We start from the raw sequence: 16,867 nt of genomic DNA, 5'->3' as shown, positions 1-16,867 counted from the left end.
AGAGATCAGTTCCACTCGCGGATATCGACGAAGTGACCGGCAATCGCGGCTGCGGCGGCCATGGCCGGCGAGACGAGATGCGTGCGGCCCTTGAAGCCCTGGCGGCCTTCAAAGTTGCGGTTCGAGGTCGAGGCGCAACGCTCGCCCGGCTTCAGGCGGTCGTCATTCATGGCAAGGCACATGGAGCAACCCGGCTCGCGCCAGTCGAAACCGGCAGCCTTGAAGATCTTGTCGAGTCCTTCGGCTTCCGCCTGTTCCTTCACGAGACCGGAGCCCGGTACGATCATGGCATCGACGGTCGAGGCAACGGTCTTGCCTTCAACGATCTTGGCAGCGGCGCGCAGGTCTTCGATACGGCCGTTGGTGCAGGAGCCGATGAAGACGCGGTCGACAGCAATGTCCGTCATCTTCGTGCCCGGCTTCAGGCCCATATAGTCGAGCGCGCGCCACTTGGAGGCGCGCTTCGTCTCGTCCTGGATCTCATCCGGGTTCGGTACGATACCCTGAACGGAGACGACGTCTTCCGGCGAGGAGCCCCAGGAGACGATCGGCGGCAATTCGGCTGCGTTCAGCTTGACGATGCGGTCGAAATGGGCGCCTTCGTCAGACTTCAGCGTCTTCCAGTAGGCGATTGCCTGTTCCAGCGCCTCGCCCTTCGGCGCACGCGGCTTGCCCTTGATATATTCGAAGGTGATCTCATCAGGCGCGATCAGGCCGGCGCGGGCGCCGCCTTCGATCGACATGTTGCAGATCGTCATGCGGCCTTCCATCGACAGCGAGCGAATGGCTTCGCCGGCATATTCGATGACATAGCCAGTACCGCCGGCGGTGCCGATCTCGCCGATGATGGCAAGAACGATGTCCTTGGCGGTGACGCCTGCCGGCAGCTGGCCGTCGACCTGCACCAGCATGTTCTTCGCCTTCTTCTGGATCAGCGTCTGGGTCGCGAGAACGTGCTCGACTTCCGACGTGCCGATACCGTGGGCGAGCGAACCGAAGGCGCCGTGCGTGGAGGTGTGGCTATCGCCGCAAACGATCGTCATGCCCGGCAGGGTGAAGCCCTGTTCCGGTCCGATGATGTGGACGATGCCCTGGCGCTTGTCGTTCTCGGAATAATATTCGACGTTGAACTCGGCGGCGTTCTTGGCGAGCTGCTCGACCTGGATGCGGCTTTCCTCGTTCTTGATGCCGAGATGGCGGTCAGCCGACGTTGGAACGTTATGGTCGACGACGGCAAGCGTCTTTTCGGGCGCGCGGACCTTGCGGCCGGACATGCGCAGGCCTTCGAAAGCCTGCGGCGAAGTGACTTCGTGGACCAGGTGACGGTCGATGTAGAGAAGACAGGTGCCGTCTTCCTGTTCGTCGACCAGATGGTCGGCCCAGATCTTGTCGTAAAGGGTACGCGGTGCGCTCATGGCTAATGTCCGTTTTGGCTGGAGCATGGAATTGGGGGTGTGGCGGACAGGCTCCGCCGGCCGTCATTCGATCAACGAAGTCGGCTGTTGAGCGCACCGGAAACGGACGCAAAGAAGCGTGCCGGCAGGCGATAATGGTCCTGCAGCACGAAAATATGCGCACCGATGCATCTGAACTTGGATTCCATGGGGCCGGATATAGCGATTTTTGATCGAAACGGCAATTCGAATCGTTGAGGGCCTAGCGCCGCGGCATCTGCTTCATCTTCTTCTCGATCCGCCGCAGGAAGAGCGACAGGCCGATCGTCAGGATCAGATAGATATAGGTGACGATCGAGTAGGTTTCGAAGAAGCGGAAGGAGCCGGAGGCATAGACCTTGCCCATCTGTGTGATGTCGGCGACTCCGAGGACGGAGACGAGCGAGGAATCCTTCACCATCGAGACGAAGTCGTTGGAGAGCGGCGGGAAGATCACCCGGATTGCCTGCGGAAAGACGACGAGGCGGAAGCGGCGATAGCGCGACAGGCCAAGCGACTTGGCCGCCTCGATCTGGCCGATATCGACCGACTGAAAACCGGCGCGGAAAATTTCGGCGATGAAGGACGAATAGCCGATCATGAGCGCGATGATGGCGCGCCACATCAGCGACAGGTCGCGCACGAGGATCGGTTCTGCAAAACCGGCCTTCACGAAGGGCGTGATCAAAAAATTATAGGCGGCGACAACGCCCGGCGCGCCGACGAAGGCTATGTAGAACAGCAGGACGAGGATCGGAATGCCTCTGATAATCTCGATGTAGAAGCGGGCGATCTGGCGCAGCACGATATTGTCGGAGAGGCCAAGTAACGCGATGCCCAGACCGAGCACGGTCGCCAGCACAAAGGCCAAGAGTGTCACGAACACGGTAATACCGGCACCATTCACGACCGTCCGGAAGACCTGCGCGTAGATGTCGTTGGTGATGATGACGACCGCGAGAACGATGCCGATCAGAACAAGGACAACCAGCCACCAGGGACGGTCGTCCTTCTCGTGTCGCGGGGATGGTGGTAGTGCCATCTGCGATCGCTCGGGGGATTACTGGCCCATCTTATAGTCGAGGAACCACGTCTTGTTCAGCGCATCGAAGGTACCGTCCGACTTCAGCGCAGCGATAGCGGCATTGACGGGTGCGACTAGGTCGGAACCCTTCGGGAAGATGAAGCCGAAGTCCTCGGTGCCGAGCGGTTCGCCGACGACCTTCAACCCGCCATTCGAGGAATCGACATAGCCCTTTGCGGCGACACTGTCTGTCAGGACGAGGTCGACGTCTCCGGTCTTCAGAGCTTGTACGGTTGCACCAAAGGTTTCGAAGAGCTTGATGCGCGGGTTCTGTTCGTTGCCGTCGAGAATTTCATAGACGGCCGTATAGAAGGGCGAAGTGCCGGGCTGGGCGCCGATCAGGCCGTCGTTGAAGGCCCCGAAGCTTTTGGCGTCGGTGAAGCGCTTCTCATCACCCCGCACCAGCATGAACTGCTGCGAACGCATGTAGGGATCGGAAAAGTCGACCTTCTGCTTGCGATCGTCCTTGATGGTGATGCCGGTCATGCCGATATTGTATTGTCCGTCGGACACAGCCTGGATCATCGCGTCCCAGCTCGTGTTCTGGTACTCGACCTTGAAGTTCAGCCGCTTGGCGATCTCGTTCATCGCGTCATATTCCCAGCCGATCGCCTTGCCGGACTTGGGGTCGACGAACTGCAGCGGCGGATAGGCATTTTCGGTCACCACGATGACAGTCTTGCCACCGAGATCCGGCAGGCCGGCGGCAAAGGCTCCGAGCGGCGAAAGCATAGCGGCCGTTAGACCGGCGAGAACGGTGCGGCGAAAGAACATGGTGTGGCTCCCCAATATTTGAACGGCAGAATTGTCATGGAAGATACTGATATGGCAAGGCTGCAGGCGCTACGCACCGGCGCAAAAAAGAAAAGGCGGCCCAAAGACCGCCTTTCCCATGCAATGATTTCGCTTTCGCGAGATGCTTATTCAGCCGAACCTTCAGCAGCGGCTGCAGCTTCTGCGGCGGCCTTTGCTTCAGCGGCTTCCGCTGCTGCCTTTTCGGCGGCGAGAGCCTGAGCTGCTGCAACCTTTTCAGCTTCGATACGTGCCTTTTCCTCGGCAATGGCTGCGCGCTCTGCATCGTTGAGCTTGCGGGCGCGGGTGCCGGTGTTCTCGACGATACGAGCCGACTTACCGCGACGGTCGCGCAGATAGTAGAGCTTGGCGCGACGGACCTTACCGCGGCGAACGACTTCGACGCTTTCGATCATCGGGGAGTAAACCGGGAATACGCGCTCGACGCCTTCGCCGTAGGAGATCTTGCGGACCGTGAAGTTTTCCTGCAGACCGCCGCCGGAGCGAGCAATGCAAACGCCTTCATAGGCCTGAACGCGGGTACGGTTGCCTTCCGTAACCTTCACGTTGACGCGGACGGTGTCGCCCGGGGAAAACTCAGGAAGGGTGCGCTTGGCTTCGATCTTGGCGGCCTGTTCGGCCTCGAGCTGCTGAATGATGTTCATCGTCTTAACCTTTGGTTCTTCTGAAACAGCCAGAGCGCTCACACTGTCCTTCGGTCGATGCCTCCGGAGTTTGCCCTTGCGGGCGGGAGCGGATTCGCCATTCTTTGTTTGCTGGCAGACGGGGCTAGCCCCATTTCCGCGTGGGCCATTACACGAAAGACTTCCGCTTGTCATCCCTAGGACGACAAATTTGTGAAATCAACCGGCTTTTCCGGCCTTTTGCGCCGCAATCAGGTCCGGCCGTCTTTCCTTTGTCAGCACGACCGCTTGTTCGTGCCGCCATTTCTCGATGGCGCCGTGATTGCCCGATGTCAGGATTGCCGGAATCTCGTGGCCTTCCCATTCCTGCGGGCGGGTGTAGTGCGGATGTTCCAAAAGCCCGCCTTCGAAACTCTCGTGCAGGCCCGAGAGATCATTGCCCATCACGCCCGGCAGAATGCGCACGATCGCGTCGAGCACGATCAGCGCGGCTGGCTCGCCGCCCGACAGTACGTAGTCGCCGATCGAGACTTCTTCGAGTTCGCGCGCCTCGATCACCCGCTGGTCGACGCCTTCGAAACGGCCGCAAACGATGATGACGCCATCACCGGTCGCCAGCTGGCGCACGCGCTCCTGTGTCAGCGGTTTGCCGCGCGGGCTCATCAGCAGACGTGGGCGGGTGTCATTTTCGGAGGTGCTGTCGATTGCCCGGGCGAGCACGTCGGGCTTCAGCACCATGCCGGCACCGCCGCCGGCAGGTGTGTCATCGACGGTGCGGTGCTTGTCGGTGGCAAAATCACGGATCTGCACGGTATCGAGCGACCATTGCCCGCGTTCGGCCGCCTTGCCGGCGAGAGAGAAGCCAAGGTGGCCCGGAAACATTTCCGGATAGAGGGTCAGCACGGTCGCCCGGAACGCCATGGCGCTTACTTCTTTTTCTTCGGCCTGTCGGGAGCAAGCCCCTTCAGATCGTCAGGATCGTCGATGAGGCCCGCTGCAAGCGGGTCGATGAGCAGCTTGCCGGCTTCGAGATCGATTTCCAGTACGGAGGCTTCCGAGAAAGGGATCAGGACGGGACGTTTGCCAGGGCCTTTGAGCTCCAGCAGATCGCCGGCGCCGAAATCGAAGACGCCGGTCACGGTGCCGTAGTTGACGCCCTGGTCGTCATAGGCTTCCAGCCCTTCCAAATCGGCATAGAAGAACTCGTCGTCCTCCAGCTCCTCATCCGGCAGGCTGTCGCGCTCCATATAGAGCTCCAGGCCGTTCAGCGCCTCGGCAGCATTGCGGTCGTTGACGCCGCGGAATCGGACCACGACCATGTTCTTCATCTCGCGCAATTCGAGAATTTCGAAAACGCGTCCATCCATGCTGTGCAGGTGGCCATAGTCGCCGAGCGCGGTCGGATCGGCCGTATAGGCCTTTACACGCACCTCGCCGCGAATGCCCTGGGCGCCGCCGATGGTTGCCATCAGCACCGGGTTTTCAAGCTTGGTCATGGGTTCCTTCATCCGAACGCTGGCAGGAAGCTGAAATCACGCCTCTCATAAACGAAGTGCGCGGGAATGGAAACGAAAACGGGCGGCATGTCGCCATGCCGCCCGTTCAGATGAGGTCGAAATCGATTATTCGGCGGAAGCAGCAGCTTCAGCGGCGTCAGCAGCCTTCTGAGCCTTCTCGGCAGCGCGCTCCTGAGCCTTCTTGCCCGGCTTTGCCTTTACCGGGTTGTTGCGGGTTTCGCGCTTGGAGATGCCGGCTTCGTCGAGGAAGCGCAGGACGCGGTCGGTCGGCAGGGCGCCCTGGTCGAGCCAGTGCTTGATGCGCTCGCCGTTCAGCTGAACGCGCTTCTCGTCGTTCTTGGCGAGCATCGGGTTCCAAGAACCGAGATTCTCAAGGAAACGGCCGTCACGCGGGCTGCGGGCATCGGCGAGAACGACGTGGTAATACGGGCGCTTCTTGGAACCACCGCGTGCGAGACGAATTTTCAGTGCCATGTTCTTTACTCCTTAGGCTTTTCTTGAGCCGCTTCGTTGGGCGGCGTGGTTATCGGGCTGCGGCGCTCTGTTCAGCGTGGTCCGCAGCGATCTGCTCATGATGCCGGATGACTTCCTTGATGACGAAGTTCAGGAACTTCTCGGCGAAATCCGGGTCCAGATGCGCATCTTCGGCAAGCTGACGAAGACGGGCGATCTGGTATTCCTCGCGCGCCGGATCGGCCGGCGGCAACTTGTACTTGGCCTTCAGCACGCCGACTTCTTTGGTGCAGCGGAAGCGTTCGGCCAGAATGTGGACGAGCGCTGCATCGATATTGTCGATCGATTGGCGGTAGCTCGAAAGCTGGACTTTGACGTCTGGATCAATCATGGGGCAGGCGATCCTTTCACTTCTTCTTGGGCAATCCGGGCAGACCCGGGAAACCACCACCGAGGCCCGGCAGCTTTGCGCCGCCAAGACCGGGCAATCCGCCCGGCAAGCCTCCGCCTAGACCGGGCATACCCCCACCCGGCTTTCCGAGACCCGCAGCTTCCGCCTGCTTCTGCAAGGCTTCCAGCTGCTTCGGGTCGATATTCGAGAGATCGGGCATGCCGCCCATGCCGCCGAGGCCCCCCAGCCCCATCTTGCCGGCGAGGCCGCCCATCATCTGCTTCATCATGCCGCCTTTGCCCTTGCCGCCCATCATCTTCATCATGTCCGCCATCTGGCGGTGCATCTTCAGAAGCTTGTTGATGTCAGCAGCATCGGTGCCGGAACCGGCGGCAATGCGCTTCTTGCGCGAATGCTTGAGCATGTCGGGATTGGCGCGCTCGGCCTTGGTCATCGAGGAGATGATGGCGAGCTGGCGCTTGAAGAGGCGGTCGTCGAGGCCGGCGGCTGCCATCTTGTCCTTCATGCCGCTCATGCCGGGCATCAGGCCCATGATGCCGCCCATGCCGCCCATCTTCTGCATCTGCTTCAGCTGGTCGGCGAGGTCATTCAGGTCGAACTTACCCTTGGCCATCTTGGCGGCCATGGCGGCCGCCTTTTCGGCGTCGATGTTTTCGGCCGCCTTTTCGACGAGCGAGATGATATCGCCCATGCCGAGAATGCGGTCGGCGATACGGCGGGGATGGAATTCTTCCAGCTCGCCCATTCGTTCGCCGACGCCGATCAGCTTGATCGGCTTGCCGGTGACGGCTCGCATGGAAAGGGCAGCACCACCGCGGCCGTCGCCGTCCATACGGGTCAGGACGAGGCCGGTGATGCCGACGCGTTCATCGAAGCTGCGCGCAAGATTCACGGCGTCCTGACCGGTCAGGCTATCGGCGACCAGCAGGATTTCGTGCGGATTCGACTTCTTCTTGATGTCGGCCATTTCGGCCATCAAGGGTTCGTCGATATGAGTGCGGCCGGCGGTGTCGAGGATGACGACATCATGGCCGCCAAGCTTTGCGGCCTGAACGGCACGAGCAGCGATATCGGTTGGCGACTGACCAGCAATGACCGGCAGCGTGTCGATATTCGCCTGGGCACCGAGCTGGCGAAGCTGCTCTTGTGCCGCCGGACGGCGCGTGTCGAGCGATGCCATCAGCACCTTCTTCTTCTCGCGCGTCGTCAGCCGGTTGGCAATCTTTGCCGTCGTCGTCGTCTTACCGGAGCCCTGCAGGCCGACCATCATGATGACGACCGGGGCGGCCGCGTGCAAATCGACGCCAACGCCTTCGCCACCCAGCATCTCGATCAGTTCGTCATGGACGATCTTGACGACCATCTGGCCGGGCTTGATCGACTTCAGGATCTCGGCGCCGACGGCCTTTTCACGGACGCGGTCGGTAAAGGAGCGGACCACTTCCAGCGAGACGTCGGCTTCCAGAAGCGCACGGCGAACCTCCCGCAGCGCTGCGGAAACATCATTTTCCGAAAGCGCGCCACGGCCTGTCAGTCCATTCAGGATGGAACCAAGACGGTCCTGGAGGTTCTCAAACATCGGCTCTTCCTTGCTACGTTTCGGGGAGTTTTGGGATGTCCCGAACGTCGTGCTTTTCCTTGACGAAAACAAGACGCAAAGCCAAAAAGCACCCGAGGGCGCGACGCGCTGTCGGGTGTTGACCTCCGGAATCTAGTCCCGGTCGGCGGCTCGGAGTCTGTTACTCGTCGCGGATTTGGCGCGATAAACAGGAAAGTTGCGGGAAAGTCAAGGCGAATGCGTCTGGCGACGTCGTTGCGGGCTTTTCTGAAGCCGAACGGCAGGAATGGCGAGGGATGATACATCACGCAGCCGGTCGCGACGACGGAAGTATATATCTATATATACTAACATATTCGCTTTAGAATTCGCCGATGTCTGGTAGAATATTTCGATCGGTGAGCCGAATTCGCGCTAAAAGCCAGTTGCAAAATATTCCGCTTCTGATTCTACTTTCTACTTAAGTAAATTCTGTAAAATGATTCGTGAATATCCTTGATGCCGAATGAATCGGCGGAGATATCAAATGATAAACCCGGATATAGAAAGCTGGGCGTTGGCTCGCGCCCATAATATAGTTCTGAAGGAAGGCCTGAATTTGGCGAAGGCGGCACAGGACCTGGATCGCAAACGGTCTCGCTTGCTGGTCTACGAGCTCAGAAAGGTCATTACCGCTGCTATCGTCGAAGCCCACGCGGCGTCCCTCAATTCCGATGGGACGGTGCGGTAGGTCTGGATTTGGCCTGGTTTATAAAGGCTGACTGTGCCGTACCCGTTGTGATTTCGCGGGGCTTCTGCTTTGCGCGTAAGAAAAAGGACGGACCTCGCTTGGCGCTCACCCACTGGTAATCCCTGCGCATTTCCGCCATATACAGCCGAAACGCAGCGGAAATAGTCAGATGAGCAATACGGTCGAATTCGCGAAGATGAACGGGCTTGGCAACAAGATCCTGGTTGTCGACATGCGCGGGCGGACCGACAAGGTGACGCCGCAGGCGGCAGTCGCGCTCAATGCCGATGCCGCGACCCAGTTCGATCAGATCATGGCAATCCATGATCCGAAGGCGCAGGGCACCGACGTCTATATCGATATCCTCAATTCCGACGGATCCAAGGCGCAGGCCTGCGGCAACGGTACGCGCTGCGTCGTGCAGGCGTTGGCCGCTGAAACCGGCAAGAAGGCCTTCACCTTCCAGACGGTCGCCGGCATTCTGAATGCCGTCGAGCATGAAGACGGCACGATCTCTGTCGACATGGGCCTGCCAGTTTTCGAATGGAACCGTATTCCGCTCGCCGAAGAATTCCACGATACGAGCCGTATCGAGCTGCAGATCGGGCCGATCGACAATCCCGTGCTGCATTCGCCTTCGGCCATGTCCATGGGCAATCCGCATGCGATCTTCTGGGTCGATCGCGATCCGATGAGCTTCGATCTCGAACGTTTCGGGCCGCTGCTCGAAAACCATCCGATCTTCCCGGAAAAGGCCAATATCACGTTGGCGCAGGTCATCTCGGACTCGGCGCTGCGGACGCGCACCTGGGAGCGCGGAGCAGGTCTGACGCTCGCCTGCGGTTCGGCCGCCTGCGCCTCCGCCGTCAGTGCTGCGCGCACTGGTCGTACCGGCCGCAAGGTGACGATCGACGTCGCCTCCAGCCCGATCCGCCAGCCGCTCGTTATCGACTGGCGCGAGGACGATCACGTGGTCATGACCGGTCCTGCCGAATGGGAATGGTCCGGCACGCTCGATCCGTCGACCGGCACATGGTCGCGTGATGCCGAACGCGGAGCGGAAGCGCGGTGAGCGGCGTCGAGGTCATCACCTTCGGCTGTCGTCTCAATACTTATGAATCCGAAGTGATGAGATCGCAGGCGGAAGCAGCCGGGCTCAACAACGCCATCCTGGTCAATACCTGTGCCGTGACCGGCGAAGCCGTGCGCCAGGCCCGCCAGGCGATCCGCCGTGCGCGCCGCGACAATCCGCATGCCCGCATCATCGTCACCGGCTGTGCGGCGCAGACGGAAAAGCAGACCTTTGCCGAAATGGCCGAGGTCGATGCCGTGCTCGGCAATGAGGAGAAGCTGAAGGCTGCCTCTTATAGCGCGCTTCCGGATTTCGGCGTTTCGGCGGAAGAGAAGCTGCGCGTCAACGACATCATGAGTGTGCGCCACACCGCGCCGCAGATGGTCAGGCATATCGACGGCCATGTGCGCGCCTTCATCCAGGTGCAGAACGGCTGCGACCATCGCTGCACTTTCTGCATCATTCCCTATGGCCGGGGCAATTCGCGTTCCGTGCCGATGGGGGCGGTGGTCGATCAGGCGCGCAACCTCGTCGAAAGCGGCTATCGCGAAATCGTGCTGACCGGCGTCGACGCCACGAGTTACGGCGACGATCTTCCCGGCCAGCCGACGCTCGGTCTGCTGGCAAAAACGCTGCTGAAGCAGGTGCCCGATATCCGCCGCCTGCGGCTGTCTTCCATCGACAGCATCGAGGCCGATCGCCATCTCATGGATCTGATCGCCGACGAGCAGCGCTTCATGCCGCATCTGCACCTATCGCTGCAACATGGCGACGACATGATCCTCAAGCGCATGAAACGCCGGCATCTGCGGGCTGACGCCCTGCGATTCATCGAAGACGTGCGTCGGCTGCGGCCGGAGATGAGTTTTGGTGCGGACATGATCGCCGGTTTCCCGACAGAGACCGCAGAGATGTTCGAAAATGCGGTGCGGCTGGCGGAAGAGGCTGACATCGCGCATCTGCACGTCTTCCCCTATAGCCCGCGCCCCGGCACGCCCGCCGCGCGCATGCCACAGCTCGATCGCTCGCTCATCAAGGATCGCGCCGCTTGCCTCCGTGCCACTGGACAGATGCTGCACCAGCGCCATCTGGACAAGATGGTCGGAACGCGGCAATGGCTGCTGGTGGAAAATAACGGTCTTGCCCATACGGAAAACTTCACGCTTGTCGCGGTGCCCGGTCTTCGTCCGCGCGATATCGTCGAAGCGACGATCACTGGCCACAATGGCAAGCATCTCGACATGCAATTGACGGCTGCCGCGGCGGCCTGACTTCACGGACAGCTTCATGGCACTCAGTTTCATCAAAAAGGTCTTCACTTTCGGCAAGGACAAGCCGGCTGAAGAGCTCGTGCCGGAAGCCGTGGAGAAGGAATTGGAGCCGCGCTCGCGCGACGAAGATCTGCCGGTTGCTGCTGATCCGGTCCTAGCTGAGGAAATGGATACGGCCGGCGGTCCGGCGGCGGATATCGAGGAAGCTCTCGCGGAGCAAGAACCGGTTGAAGCCCGGTCCGAATTACTCCCTACTGCCGATGATCTGGGCGACATGGGCGTTGTCCCTTTGTCGCTGTTGGAAGCCGAGGCGGAAGCGAGTGCAGACGACGCTGCGGCAGCACCCCCCTCTGTCCCTTCGGGACATCTCCCCCACAAGGAGGGAGATCGTTTGGAGGATGACGCTGCCGTGAGAGAGGAAGGCAGAGTCGAGCCAACCGAGGCATTTCCGGAAGAGATTCCAACTCGTGACGCCCAGGAAATTCCAGCTAAGGTAGTGCAGGATTCTCAATCCTTGCCAATCTCCCCCCTTGTGGGGGAGATATCCGGCAGGACAGAGGGGGGTGTCACCCCCGCCGAATCGGCGCCGAATCCCATCCTTCCCAGAGGCTTTGCCACCGGACCGGAAGCCGAACCCGAACCCGTGGTCGCGCCGCAGCCGAGGCTTTCCTGGTTCCAGCGCCTGCGCAATGGTCTCGCGCGCACCTCTTCTCAGCTTACCGGCCAGATCGCCGCGCTCTTCACCAAGCGCAAGCTGGATGACGACACGCTGCAGGATCTCGAGGACTTGCTGATCCAGGCCGATCTTGGTGTCGAGACGGCGATGCGTGTTACCGATACACTCGCCTCCGAGCGTTACGGCAAGGATGTGACCGGTGAGGATGTCAGCCGCATCATGGCGAGTGAAATCGCCAAGGTATTGAAGCCGGTTGCCAAGCCGCTGCAGCTCGATCTCTCGCACAAGCCGCATGTCATTCTCGTCGTCGGTGTTAATGGTACCGGCAAGACGACAACGATCGGCAAGCTGGCAGCCAAGCTTTCCGGCGCCGGACTCAAGGTGATGGTGGCGGCTGGCGATACGTTCCGCGCTGCCGCCATCGAGCAGTTGAAGATCTGGGCCGATCGCACCAAATCCGAATTCATCGGCACCAAGCTCGGCGCGGATGCGGCGGGGCTTGCCTATGACGCTTTCGAGCAGGCGAAAGCCAAGAAGTGCGATGTGCTGATCATTGATACGGCGGGCCGCCTGCAGAACAAGGCGGAGCTGATGGCCGAGCTGGAAAAGATCGTGCGCGTGCTCGGTAAGCTCGATCCCGATGCGCCGCATACCGTGCTCCAGACACTCGATGCGACGACGGGTCAGAATGCGCTCAATCAGGTTGAGATCTTCCGCAATGTCGCCGGTGTCAGCGGGCTGATCATGACCAAGCTTGACGGCACGGCGCGCGGCGGCATCCTGGTGGCGATCTCCGCCAAGCATAAGCTGCCGGTCTATTTCATCGGCGTCGGGGAAGGGGTCGACGATCTCGAACCGTTCGAGGCCGAGGATTTTGCGCAGGCCATTGCCGGCATTGGCCAATGATGCCACAGATTAGCCGTTGATGGCTTGCATGCATTGCAAAAAAGCAGGTTTGAAGAAGCATGACGACTGAAAGCGATATTACTCCCAGCGCCGCAGACCGGCATCATCCGCTTCTGAAACTGGCGCTGGAACTCGGGCCGCTTATGGTCTTTTTCTTTGCCAATCTGCGTGGTGAATGGCTCGTCGCGCGTTTTCCGGCATTGGCCGAACTCGGTGGTCCGCTCTTCGTGGCGACCGGCCTCTTCATGGGCGCGACCATTCTCTCGCTGGTGGTTTCCAAGATCATGCTTGGCCATCTGCCGATCATGCCCTTCGTTTCAGGCATCGTCGTGCTGATCTTCGGTTCTTTGTCGATCTGGCTGCAGAACGAAACCTTCATCAAGATGAAGCCGACCATCGTCAACGCGCTCTTCGGCTTTGCCCTGCTCGGCGGCCTTGCCTTCGGCAAGTCGCTTCTCGGCTATGTCTTCAACGCTGCCTTCCAGCTCGATGCCGAAGGCTGGCGCAAGCTGACGATCCGCTGGGGCATCTTCTTCCTCTTCCTCGCGGTGCTGAACGAGGTCGTCTGGCGCAATTTCTCGGATAATTTCTGGATCGCCTTCAAGGTCTGGGGCACGATGCCGATCACCATCATCTTCACGATGGCGCAGATGCCGCTGGTGCTGAAGCACAGCATTTCCACCGAGGCGGAAAGCGAAAAGTGACTGTCATCGACGGCGCCGACCGAGCGCGGCATCAGGTCTTCTGGTTTTCTGCATGCCTTGCGGTGCTGGTCGTCCAGATCGTCGCCGAATATCTGATGGGCCGGGTGCCGATCTGCACCTGCGGTTACGTCAAACTCTGGGAAGGCACGGTCAATTCCAGCGGCAATTCCCAGCACCTGTCCGACTGGTACACGCCGTCGCACATCATCCATGGCTTTCTGTTCTACGGGCTTGCGCACCTCCTGCTTCGCGGCAAGCCGCTGGCGGCGAGGCTGCTTCTAGCTATGCTCGTCGAATCCGGCTGGGAGCTTCTGGAAAATTCGCCTCTGATCATCGATCGCTACCGCACGGCGACGATCTCGCTCGATTACTACGGCGACAGCATCATCAATTCGGTCATGGATACGATCTTCATGGCTGTCGGCTTCTTCTTTGCATCAAGGGCGCCCGTGGCGCTGACGGTGGCGATCGCAATCTTCTTCGAGATTTTCACCGGTTACGTGATCCGGGACAATCTGACGCTGAATGTGCTGATGTTGATCTGGCCTGTCGAAGCGATCAAGGTCTGGCAGAGCGGGGCTTAAGAAACCGGCTTGCCCAGCGCCTTTTCCATTGCCGGAAAGAGGCCTTCCTTCAGGCTGAGATCGTCGAAGGGGCCGACACGCTTGTAAATGATCGTGCCGTCAGGCGCGACGAGATAGCTTTCCGGAATGCCGTAGACACCCCAGTCGATCGCTGCCTTGCCGTTCGGGTCTATGCCGATGGCTCGATAGGGATTGCCGAGTTCACCGAGGAAACGCAGGGCGTTGTCGTTTTTATCCTTGTAGTTGATGGCGACGATATTCAGCTGCCCATCCTCGGCGAGCTGCTTCAGGAGAGGATGTTCGTCGCGGCAGGGAATGCACCAGGAGGCGAAGACGTTGACGAGGGTGAGCTTGCCCTTGACCGCCTCATCCGTCAGCGCCGGCAGGCCAGAGCCTTCGAGCGGCGGCAGGTTCAGCGATGGTGCCTTGGTGCCGATCAAGGCGGAGGGAATCTCGGCGACGTTCTTGCCGTGGAAATCCTGATCGTAGAGCATTTTTGCTGCAGTCGCGGCAATGCCGCCGAAAACGACCAGCGGGATCAGAGCAAGTGCATAGCGGCTGAGGCCGCGGCTCTTCGGTCTATTTTCTTGTGGAGCCTCGGTCATTCGCCGTCCCTCGGTCTGGCGGAACGGCGGCGGATGCCGGCGGCTTCGAGCGCTGCCAATTCCTTCCGGCGCGCCCGCCCGTCAGACCAGGTCCAGAGCGTTACCGCAATCGTTACCAGGGCGGCGAAGCCGTAGGAGCCGTAGACGTAGAAAGCGTAGCTACTACCCATCGCTATTCCTCCCGACCTGCCATACGGGCAGCCATGCGGCGCTGGGAGGCGATGCGGCGGCGCCAGATCTCGTTCCTCATCGCCATTAGATGCAGCGTGAAGAACAGCAGGGTGAAGGCGATCGCCATGATCAGCAGCGGGCGCAGGAATTCCGGATCGATCGCCGGGCCATCGAGGCGCATGACGCTTGCCGACTGATGCAGCGTGTTCCACCAGTCGACCGAGAACTTGATGATCGGGATATTGACGAAGCCAACGAGGATGAGGACGGCGGTGACGCGCGCAGCCTTGGAGGGTTCATCCATGGCGCGGTTCAGCGCGATCAGGCCGAGATACATCAGGAAGAGAATGAAGACCGAGGTCAGCCGCGCATCCCAGACCCACCATGTGCCCCACATGGGCTTGCCCCAGAGCGAGCCGGTGACGAGTGCAAGCAGGGTGAAGGCGGCTCCGAGCGGGGCGGCGGCCTTGGCCGACACATCGGCCAGCGGATGGCGCCAGACGAGTGTGCCGATCGCCGAAATGCTCATGACCGTATAGCACATCATGGAGAGCCAGGCGGCGGGTACATGCACATACATGATGCGCACGGTCTCGCCCTGCTGGTAATCCCCTTCCGTCGAGAAGCTCAGATAGAGGCCGATGATAAAACAGAGGGCGGTGATGCCGGCCAGCCATGGAATGACACGCGATGCCAGCGCCAGAAACCGCGTCGGGTTGGCGAGGTCGCTGAATTTGCTGATGGCAAGGCTCGTTTCGTTCATATCCGCTTCCTTACCTTGATCCGCCCGGAGCCGCAATCGAAGCGCCGATCAATCCGCCGTGTTTCTGAGTGCAAGGACTGCAGCCGCCGGACCAATGACCGCGAAGAAAAGCGTCAGGGCAATGAGGATAAGAAAGGGTGGCAGGAAGGGCGACGGTCCCACGACTGCTGCATAGGTGGCGCTGACACCGAAAATCAGCACGGGGATCGTCAGCGGCAGGATCAGCACCGAGACCAGCAGGCCACCGCGCGGCAGCGCAACGGCAACGGCTGCACCGACGGCGCCGATGAAGGTGATCGCCGGCGAGCCGACGAGAAGGGTGAGCATGGTCGCGCCGATCGCCGTCTCGTTCATGTTCATGAAGAGGCCGAGCAATGGGGAGGCGATGACGAGCGGCAGGCTGGTTGCCGTCCAGTGCGCAGCGCATTTGACGAGCACGGTCAGCACCAGCGGCGTTTCCTGCATGAGCATCAGATCGAGCGAGCCATCGTCGCGCTCCGCCTGGAACAGGCGATCGAGCCCGAGAAGGGCCGCAAGCAGAGCGCCGATCCAGACGATGGCCGGGCCGATGCGTGAAAGAAGCGCAAGATCGGGGCCAACGCCAAAGGGAATGACGGCAACGATCGTCAGAAAGAAGAGAATGCCGATCAAGGCACCACCGCCGGCGCGAATGGAAAGCTTGAGGTCGCGAAGGAAAAGGGCGATCATCCCCATACTCCGTGGTCGACGCCAGCAAAGCCGGTCATGCGCAATTCTCCGGCATTTTCGAGTCCAAGCGGCTGATGCGTCGCGGCAATCACGATGCCGCCTTCGCGGCGATGCGTTTCGATCAGTCCCGCAAACAACTTGTCTGCGCTGGCATCGAGTGCTGCCGTCGGCTCGTCGAGGATCCAGATCGGGCGATGTGCGACCAAAAGCTTGGCAAAGGCAAAGCGGCGCTGCTGGCCTGCGGAGAGATAGCCGAAGGGAAGATGCGTGATGCCGGGCAGGCCTACCGCTTCGGCGGCTTCTTCGATGCTCGGGCTTGCGGTTTTGCCGGGTCCAAGAAAGGATCGCCAGAAATCCAGATTTTCTGCAACCGTAAGTTCATTCTTCATCGCATTGCGATGACCAAGGTAGTGGCTCGCTTCGGCTGCCGGGCCGCTCTCGCCACCGTGAGAATCAGTGACTGTGACGGAGCCTTTCTCAGCCCTTAGAAGACCCGCCACCACGCGCAATAAAGTGGATTTTCCCGATCCGTTTTTACCCGTCAAAATAAGCGCCTCGCCGGCCTGCAAGTGAAAGGAAACGTTAACGAAAATCAGATCTTCCCCGCGCCGGGCAGCCAGATTTTCAGCGGTAAGATGCATGCATCGGCTCTTTCTTCGTTACGCTCTCGGGCAGGCTCAAAAAATGTCCAATTTTGACCTTTGTCGGTATGGCAAGTCTTTACGAAATTATCTATAAGACCTGCAACCACGCCAGCGGTCGGCGTGAATTTCATCCTTGCGCC

The 16,867-nt window shown here is 60.3% G+C and carries 20 protein-coding genes; 6 read left to right on the top strand and 14 right to left on the bottom strand.

Annotated features, from left to right (window positions below; genetic code table 11):
- Window positions 1-5: 5 nt before the first annotated feature.
- The 9 genes from leuC to ffh all read right to left on the bottom strand — a co-directional run bounded on the left by leuC (window position 6) and on the right by ffh (window position 7,914).
- Complete coding sequence (leuC, locus tag FHT82_RS19975; RefSeq protein ID WP_183734431.1) at window positions 6-1,415, bottom strand: 3-isopropylmalate dehydratase large subunit; 1,410 nt, start codon at window positions 1,413-1,415, stop codon at window positions 6-8.
- Between the two features lie 241 nt (window positions 1,416-1,656).
- A complete protein-coding gene (locus FHT82_RS19970) occupies window positions 1,657-2,475 on the bottom strand; it encodes an amino acid ABC transporter permease (RefSeq protein WP_183734430.1) in 819 nt (272 codons plus the stop codon).
- A gap of 18 nt (window positions 2,476-2,493) precedes the next feature.
- Complete coding sequence (locus FHT82_RS19965) at window positions 2,494-3,291, bottom strand: transporter substrate-binding domain-containing protein (protein ID WP_183734429.1); 798 nt, start codon at window positions 3,289-3,291, stop codon at window positions 2,494-2,496.
- A gap of 146 nt (window positions 3,292-3,437) precedes the next feature.
- Complete coding sequence (gene rplS, locus FHT82_RS19960; protein ID WP_183734428.1) at window positions 3,438-3,974, bottom strand: 50S ribosomal protein L19; 537 nt, start codon at window positions 3,972-3,974, stop codon at window positions 3,438-3,440.
- 198 nt (window positions 3,975-4,172) lie between these two features.
- Window positions 4,173-4,874, bottom strand: coding sequence for a tRNA (guanosine(37)-N1)-methyltransferase TrmD (trmD, locus tag FHT82_RS19955; protein WP_183734427.1), 702 nt, complete (start codon window positions 4,872-4,874; stop codon window positions 4,173-4,175).
- 5 nt (window positions 4,875-4,879) lie between these two features.
- Window positions 4,880-5,449, bottom strand: a complete 570-nt coding sequence (gene rimM / locus FHT82_RS19950) for a ribosome maturation factor RimM (RefSeq protein WP_183734426.1) — start codon at window positions 5,447-5,449, stop codon at window positions 4,880-4,882.
- Between the two features lie 126 nt (window positions 5,450-5,575).
- Complete coding sequence (rpsP, locus tag FHT82_RS19945) at window positions 5,576-5,944, bottom strand: 30S ribosomal protein S16 (RefSeq protein WP_183734425.1); 369 nt, start codon at window positions 5,942-5,944, stop codon at window positions 5,576-5,578.
- A 49-nt stretch (window positions 5,945-5,993) separates the two neighbouring features.
- Window positions 5,994-6,314: a chorismate mutase gene (locus FHT82_RS19940; protein WP_183734424.1), complete on the bottom strand. Its 321-nt coding sequence runs from the start codon at window positions 6,312-6,314 to the stop codon at window positions 5,994-5,996.
- 16 nt (window positions 6,315-6,330) lie between these two features.
- The gene (gene ffh, locus FHT82_RS19935; RefSeq protein WP_183734423.1) at window positions 6,331-7,914 is read right to left on the bottom strand and encodes a signal recognition particle protein; all 1,584 of its coding nucleotides are present in this window, start codon (window positions 7,912-7,914) and stop codon (window positions 6,331-6,333) included.
- Window positions 7,915-8,398: 484 nt separating this feature from the next.
- Between ffh and FHT82_RS30415 the strand changes: the two genes are divergently transcribed.
- The 6 genes from FHT82_RS30415 to FHT82_RS19910 all read left to right on the top strand — a co-directional run bounded on the left by FHT82_RS30415 (window position 8,399) and on the right by FHT82_RS19910 (window position 13,836).
- On the top strand, window positions 8,399-8,623 hold the full coding sequence (locus FHT82_RS30415) for a hypothetical protein (protein ID WP_246698181.1): 225 nt from the start codon (window positions 8,399-8,401) through the stop codon (window positions 8,621-8,623).
- A gap of 169 nt (window positions 8,624-8,792) precedes the next feature.
- Window positions 8,793-9,695: a diaminopimelate epimerase gene (gene dapF / locus FHT82_RS19930; RefSeq protein ID WP_183734422.1), complete on the top strand. Its 903-nt coding sequence runs from the start codon at window positions 8,793-8,795 to the stop codon at window positions 9,693-9,695.
- Window positions 9,692-10,966 carry a tRNA (N(6)-L-threonylcarbamoyladenosine(37)-C(2))-methylthiotransferase MtaB gene (gene mtaB, locus FHT82_RS19925; protein ID WP_183734421.1) on the top strand — a complete coding sequence of 425 codons (1,275 nt, stop codon included), beginning with the start codon at window positions 9,692-9,694 and terminating at the stop codon, window positions 10,964-10,966. Before dapF ends, mtaB begins: the two co-directional genes overlap by 4 nt.
- Before the next feature lie 16 nt (window positions 10,967-10,982).
- Entirely contained in the window at window positions 10,983-12,548 is a 1,566-nt protein-coding gene (gene ftsY, locus FHT82_RS19920; protein ID WP_183734420.1) for a signal recognition particle-docking protein FtsY, read from the top strand.
- 59 nt (window positions 12,549-12,607) lie between these two features.
- Window positions 12,608-13,252 (top strand): septation protein A, encoded by a 645-nt coding sequence (locus FHT82_RS19915; protein WP_183734419.1) that lies wholly within the window; start codon window positions 12,608-12,610, stop codon window positions 13,250-13,252.
- The gene (locus FHT82_RS19910) at window positions 13,249-13,836 is read left to right on the top strand and encodes a DUF2585 domain-containing protein (RefSeq protein ID WP_183734418.1); all 588 of its coding nucleotides are present in this window, start codon (window positions 13,249-13,251) and stop codon (window positions 13,834-13,836) included. Before FHT82_RS19915 ends, FHT82_RS19910 begins: the two co-directional genes overlap by 4 nt.
- Here FHT82_RS19910 and FHT82_RS19905 read toward each other — a convergent pair.
- From FHT82_RS19905 to ccmA, 5 genes are read right to left on the bottom strand one after another with little or no spacing between them, the layout of a single operon-like run.
- Entirely contained in the window at window positions 13,833-14,441 is a 609-nt protein-coding gene (locus FHT82_RS19905) for a DsbE family thiol:disulfide interchange protein (protein ID WP_183734417.1), read from the bottom strand. The two genes, FHT82_RS19910 and FHT82_RS19905, sit on opposite strands and share 4 nt — an antisense overlap.
- A complete protein-coding gene (gene ccmD, locus FHT82_RS19900) occupies window positions 14,438-14,611 on the bottom strand; it encodes a heme exporter protein CcmD (RefSeq protein WP_183734416.1) in 174 nt (57 codons plus the stop codon). The genes FHT82_RS19905 and ccmD overlap by 4 nt, the downstream gene beginning before the upstream one ends.
- A gap of 2 nt (window positions 14,612-14,613) precedes the next feature.
- A complete protein-coding gene (locus FHT82_RS19895; RefSeq protein WP_183734415.1) occupies window positions 14,614-15,375 on the bottom strand; it encodes a heme ABC transporter permease in 762 nt (253 codons plus the stop codon).
- Window positions 15,376-15,423: 48 nt separating this feature from the next.
- Window positions 15,424-16,083, bottom strand: coding sequence for a heme exporter protein CcmB (gene ccmB / locus FHT82_RS19890; protein WP_183734414.1), 660 nt, complete (start codon window positions 16,081-16,083; stop codon window positions 15,424-15,426).
- Entirely contained in the window at window positions 16,080-16,724 is a 645-nt protein-coding gene (gene ccmA, locus FHT82_RS19885; RefSeq protein WP_183734413.1) for a heme ABC exporter ATP-binding protein CcmA, read from the bottom strand. Before ccmA ends, ccmB begins: the two co-directional genes overlap by 4 nt.
- Window positions 16,725-16,867 lie beyond the last annotated feature (143 nt).

The sequence above is a fragment of the Rhizobium sp. BK275 genome (genome assembly GCF_014193555.1).
Classification (GTDB): domain Bacteria; phylum Pseudomonadota; class Alphaproteobacteria; order Rhizobiales; family Rhizobiaceae; genus Rhizobium.
Note: the sequence above shows the minus strand (reverse complement) of the source record. Positions and strands in the feature narration are given on the sequence as shown.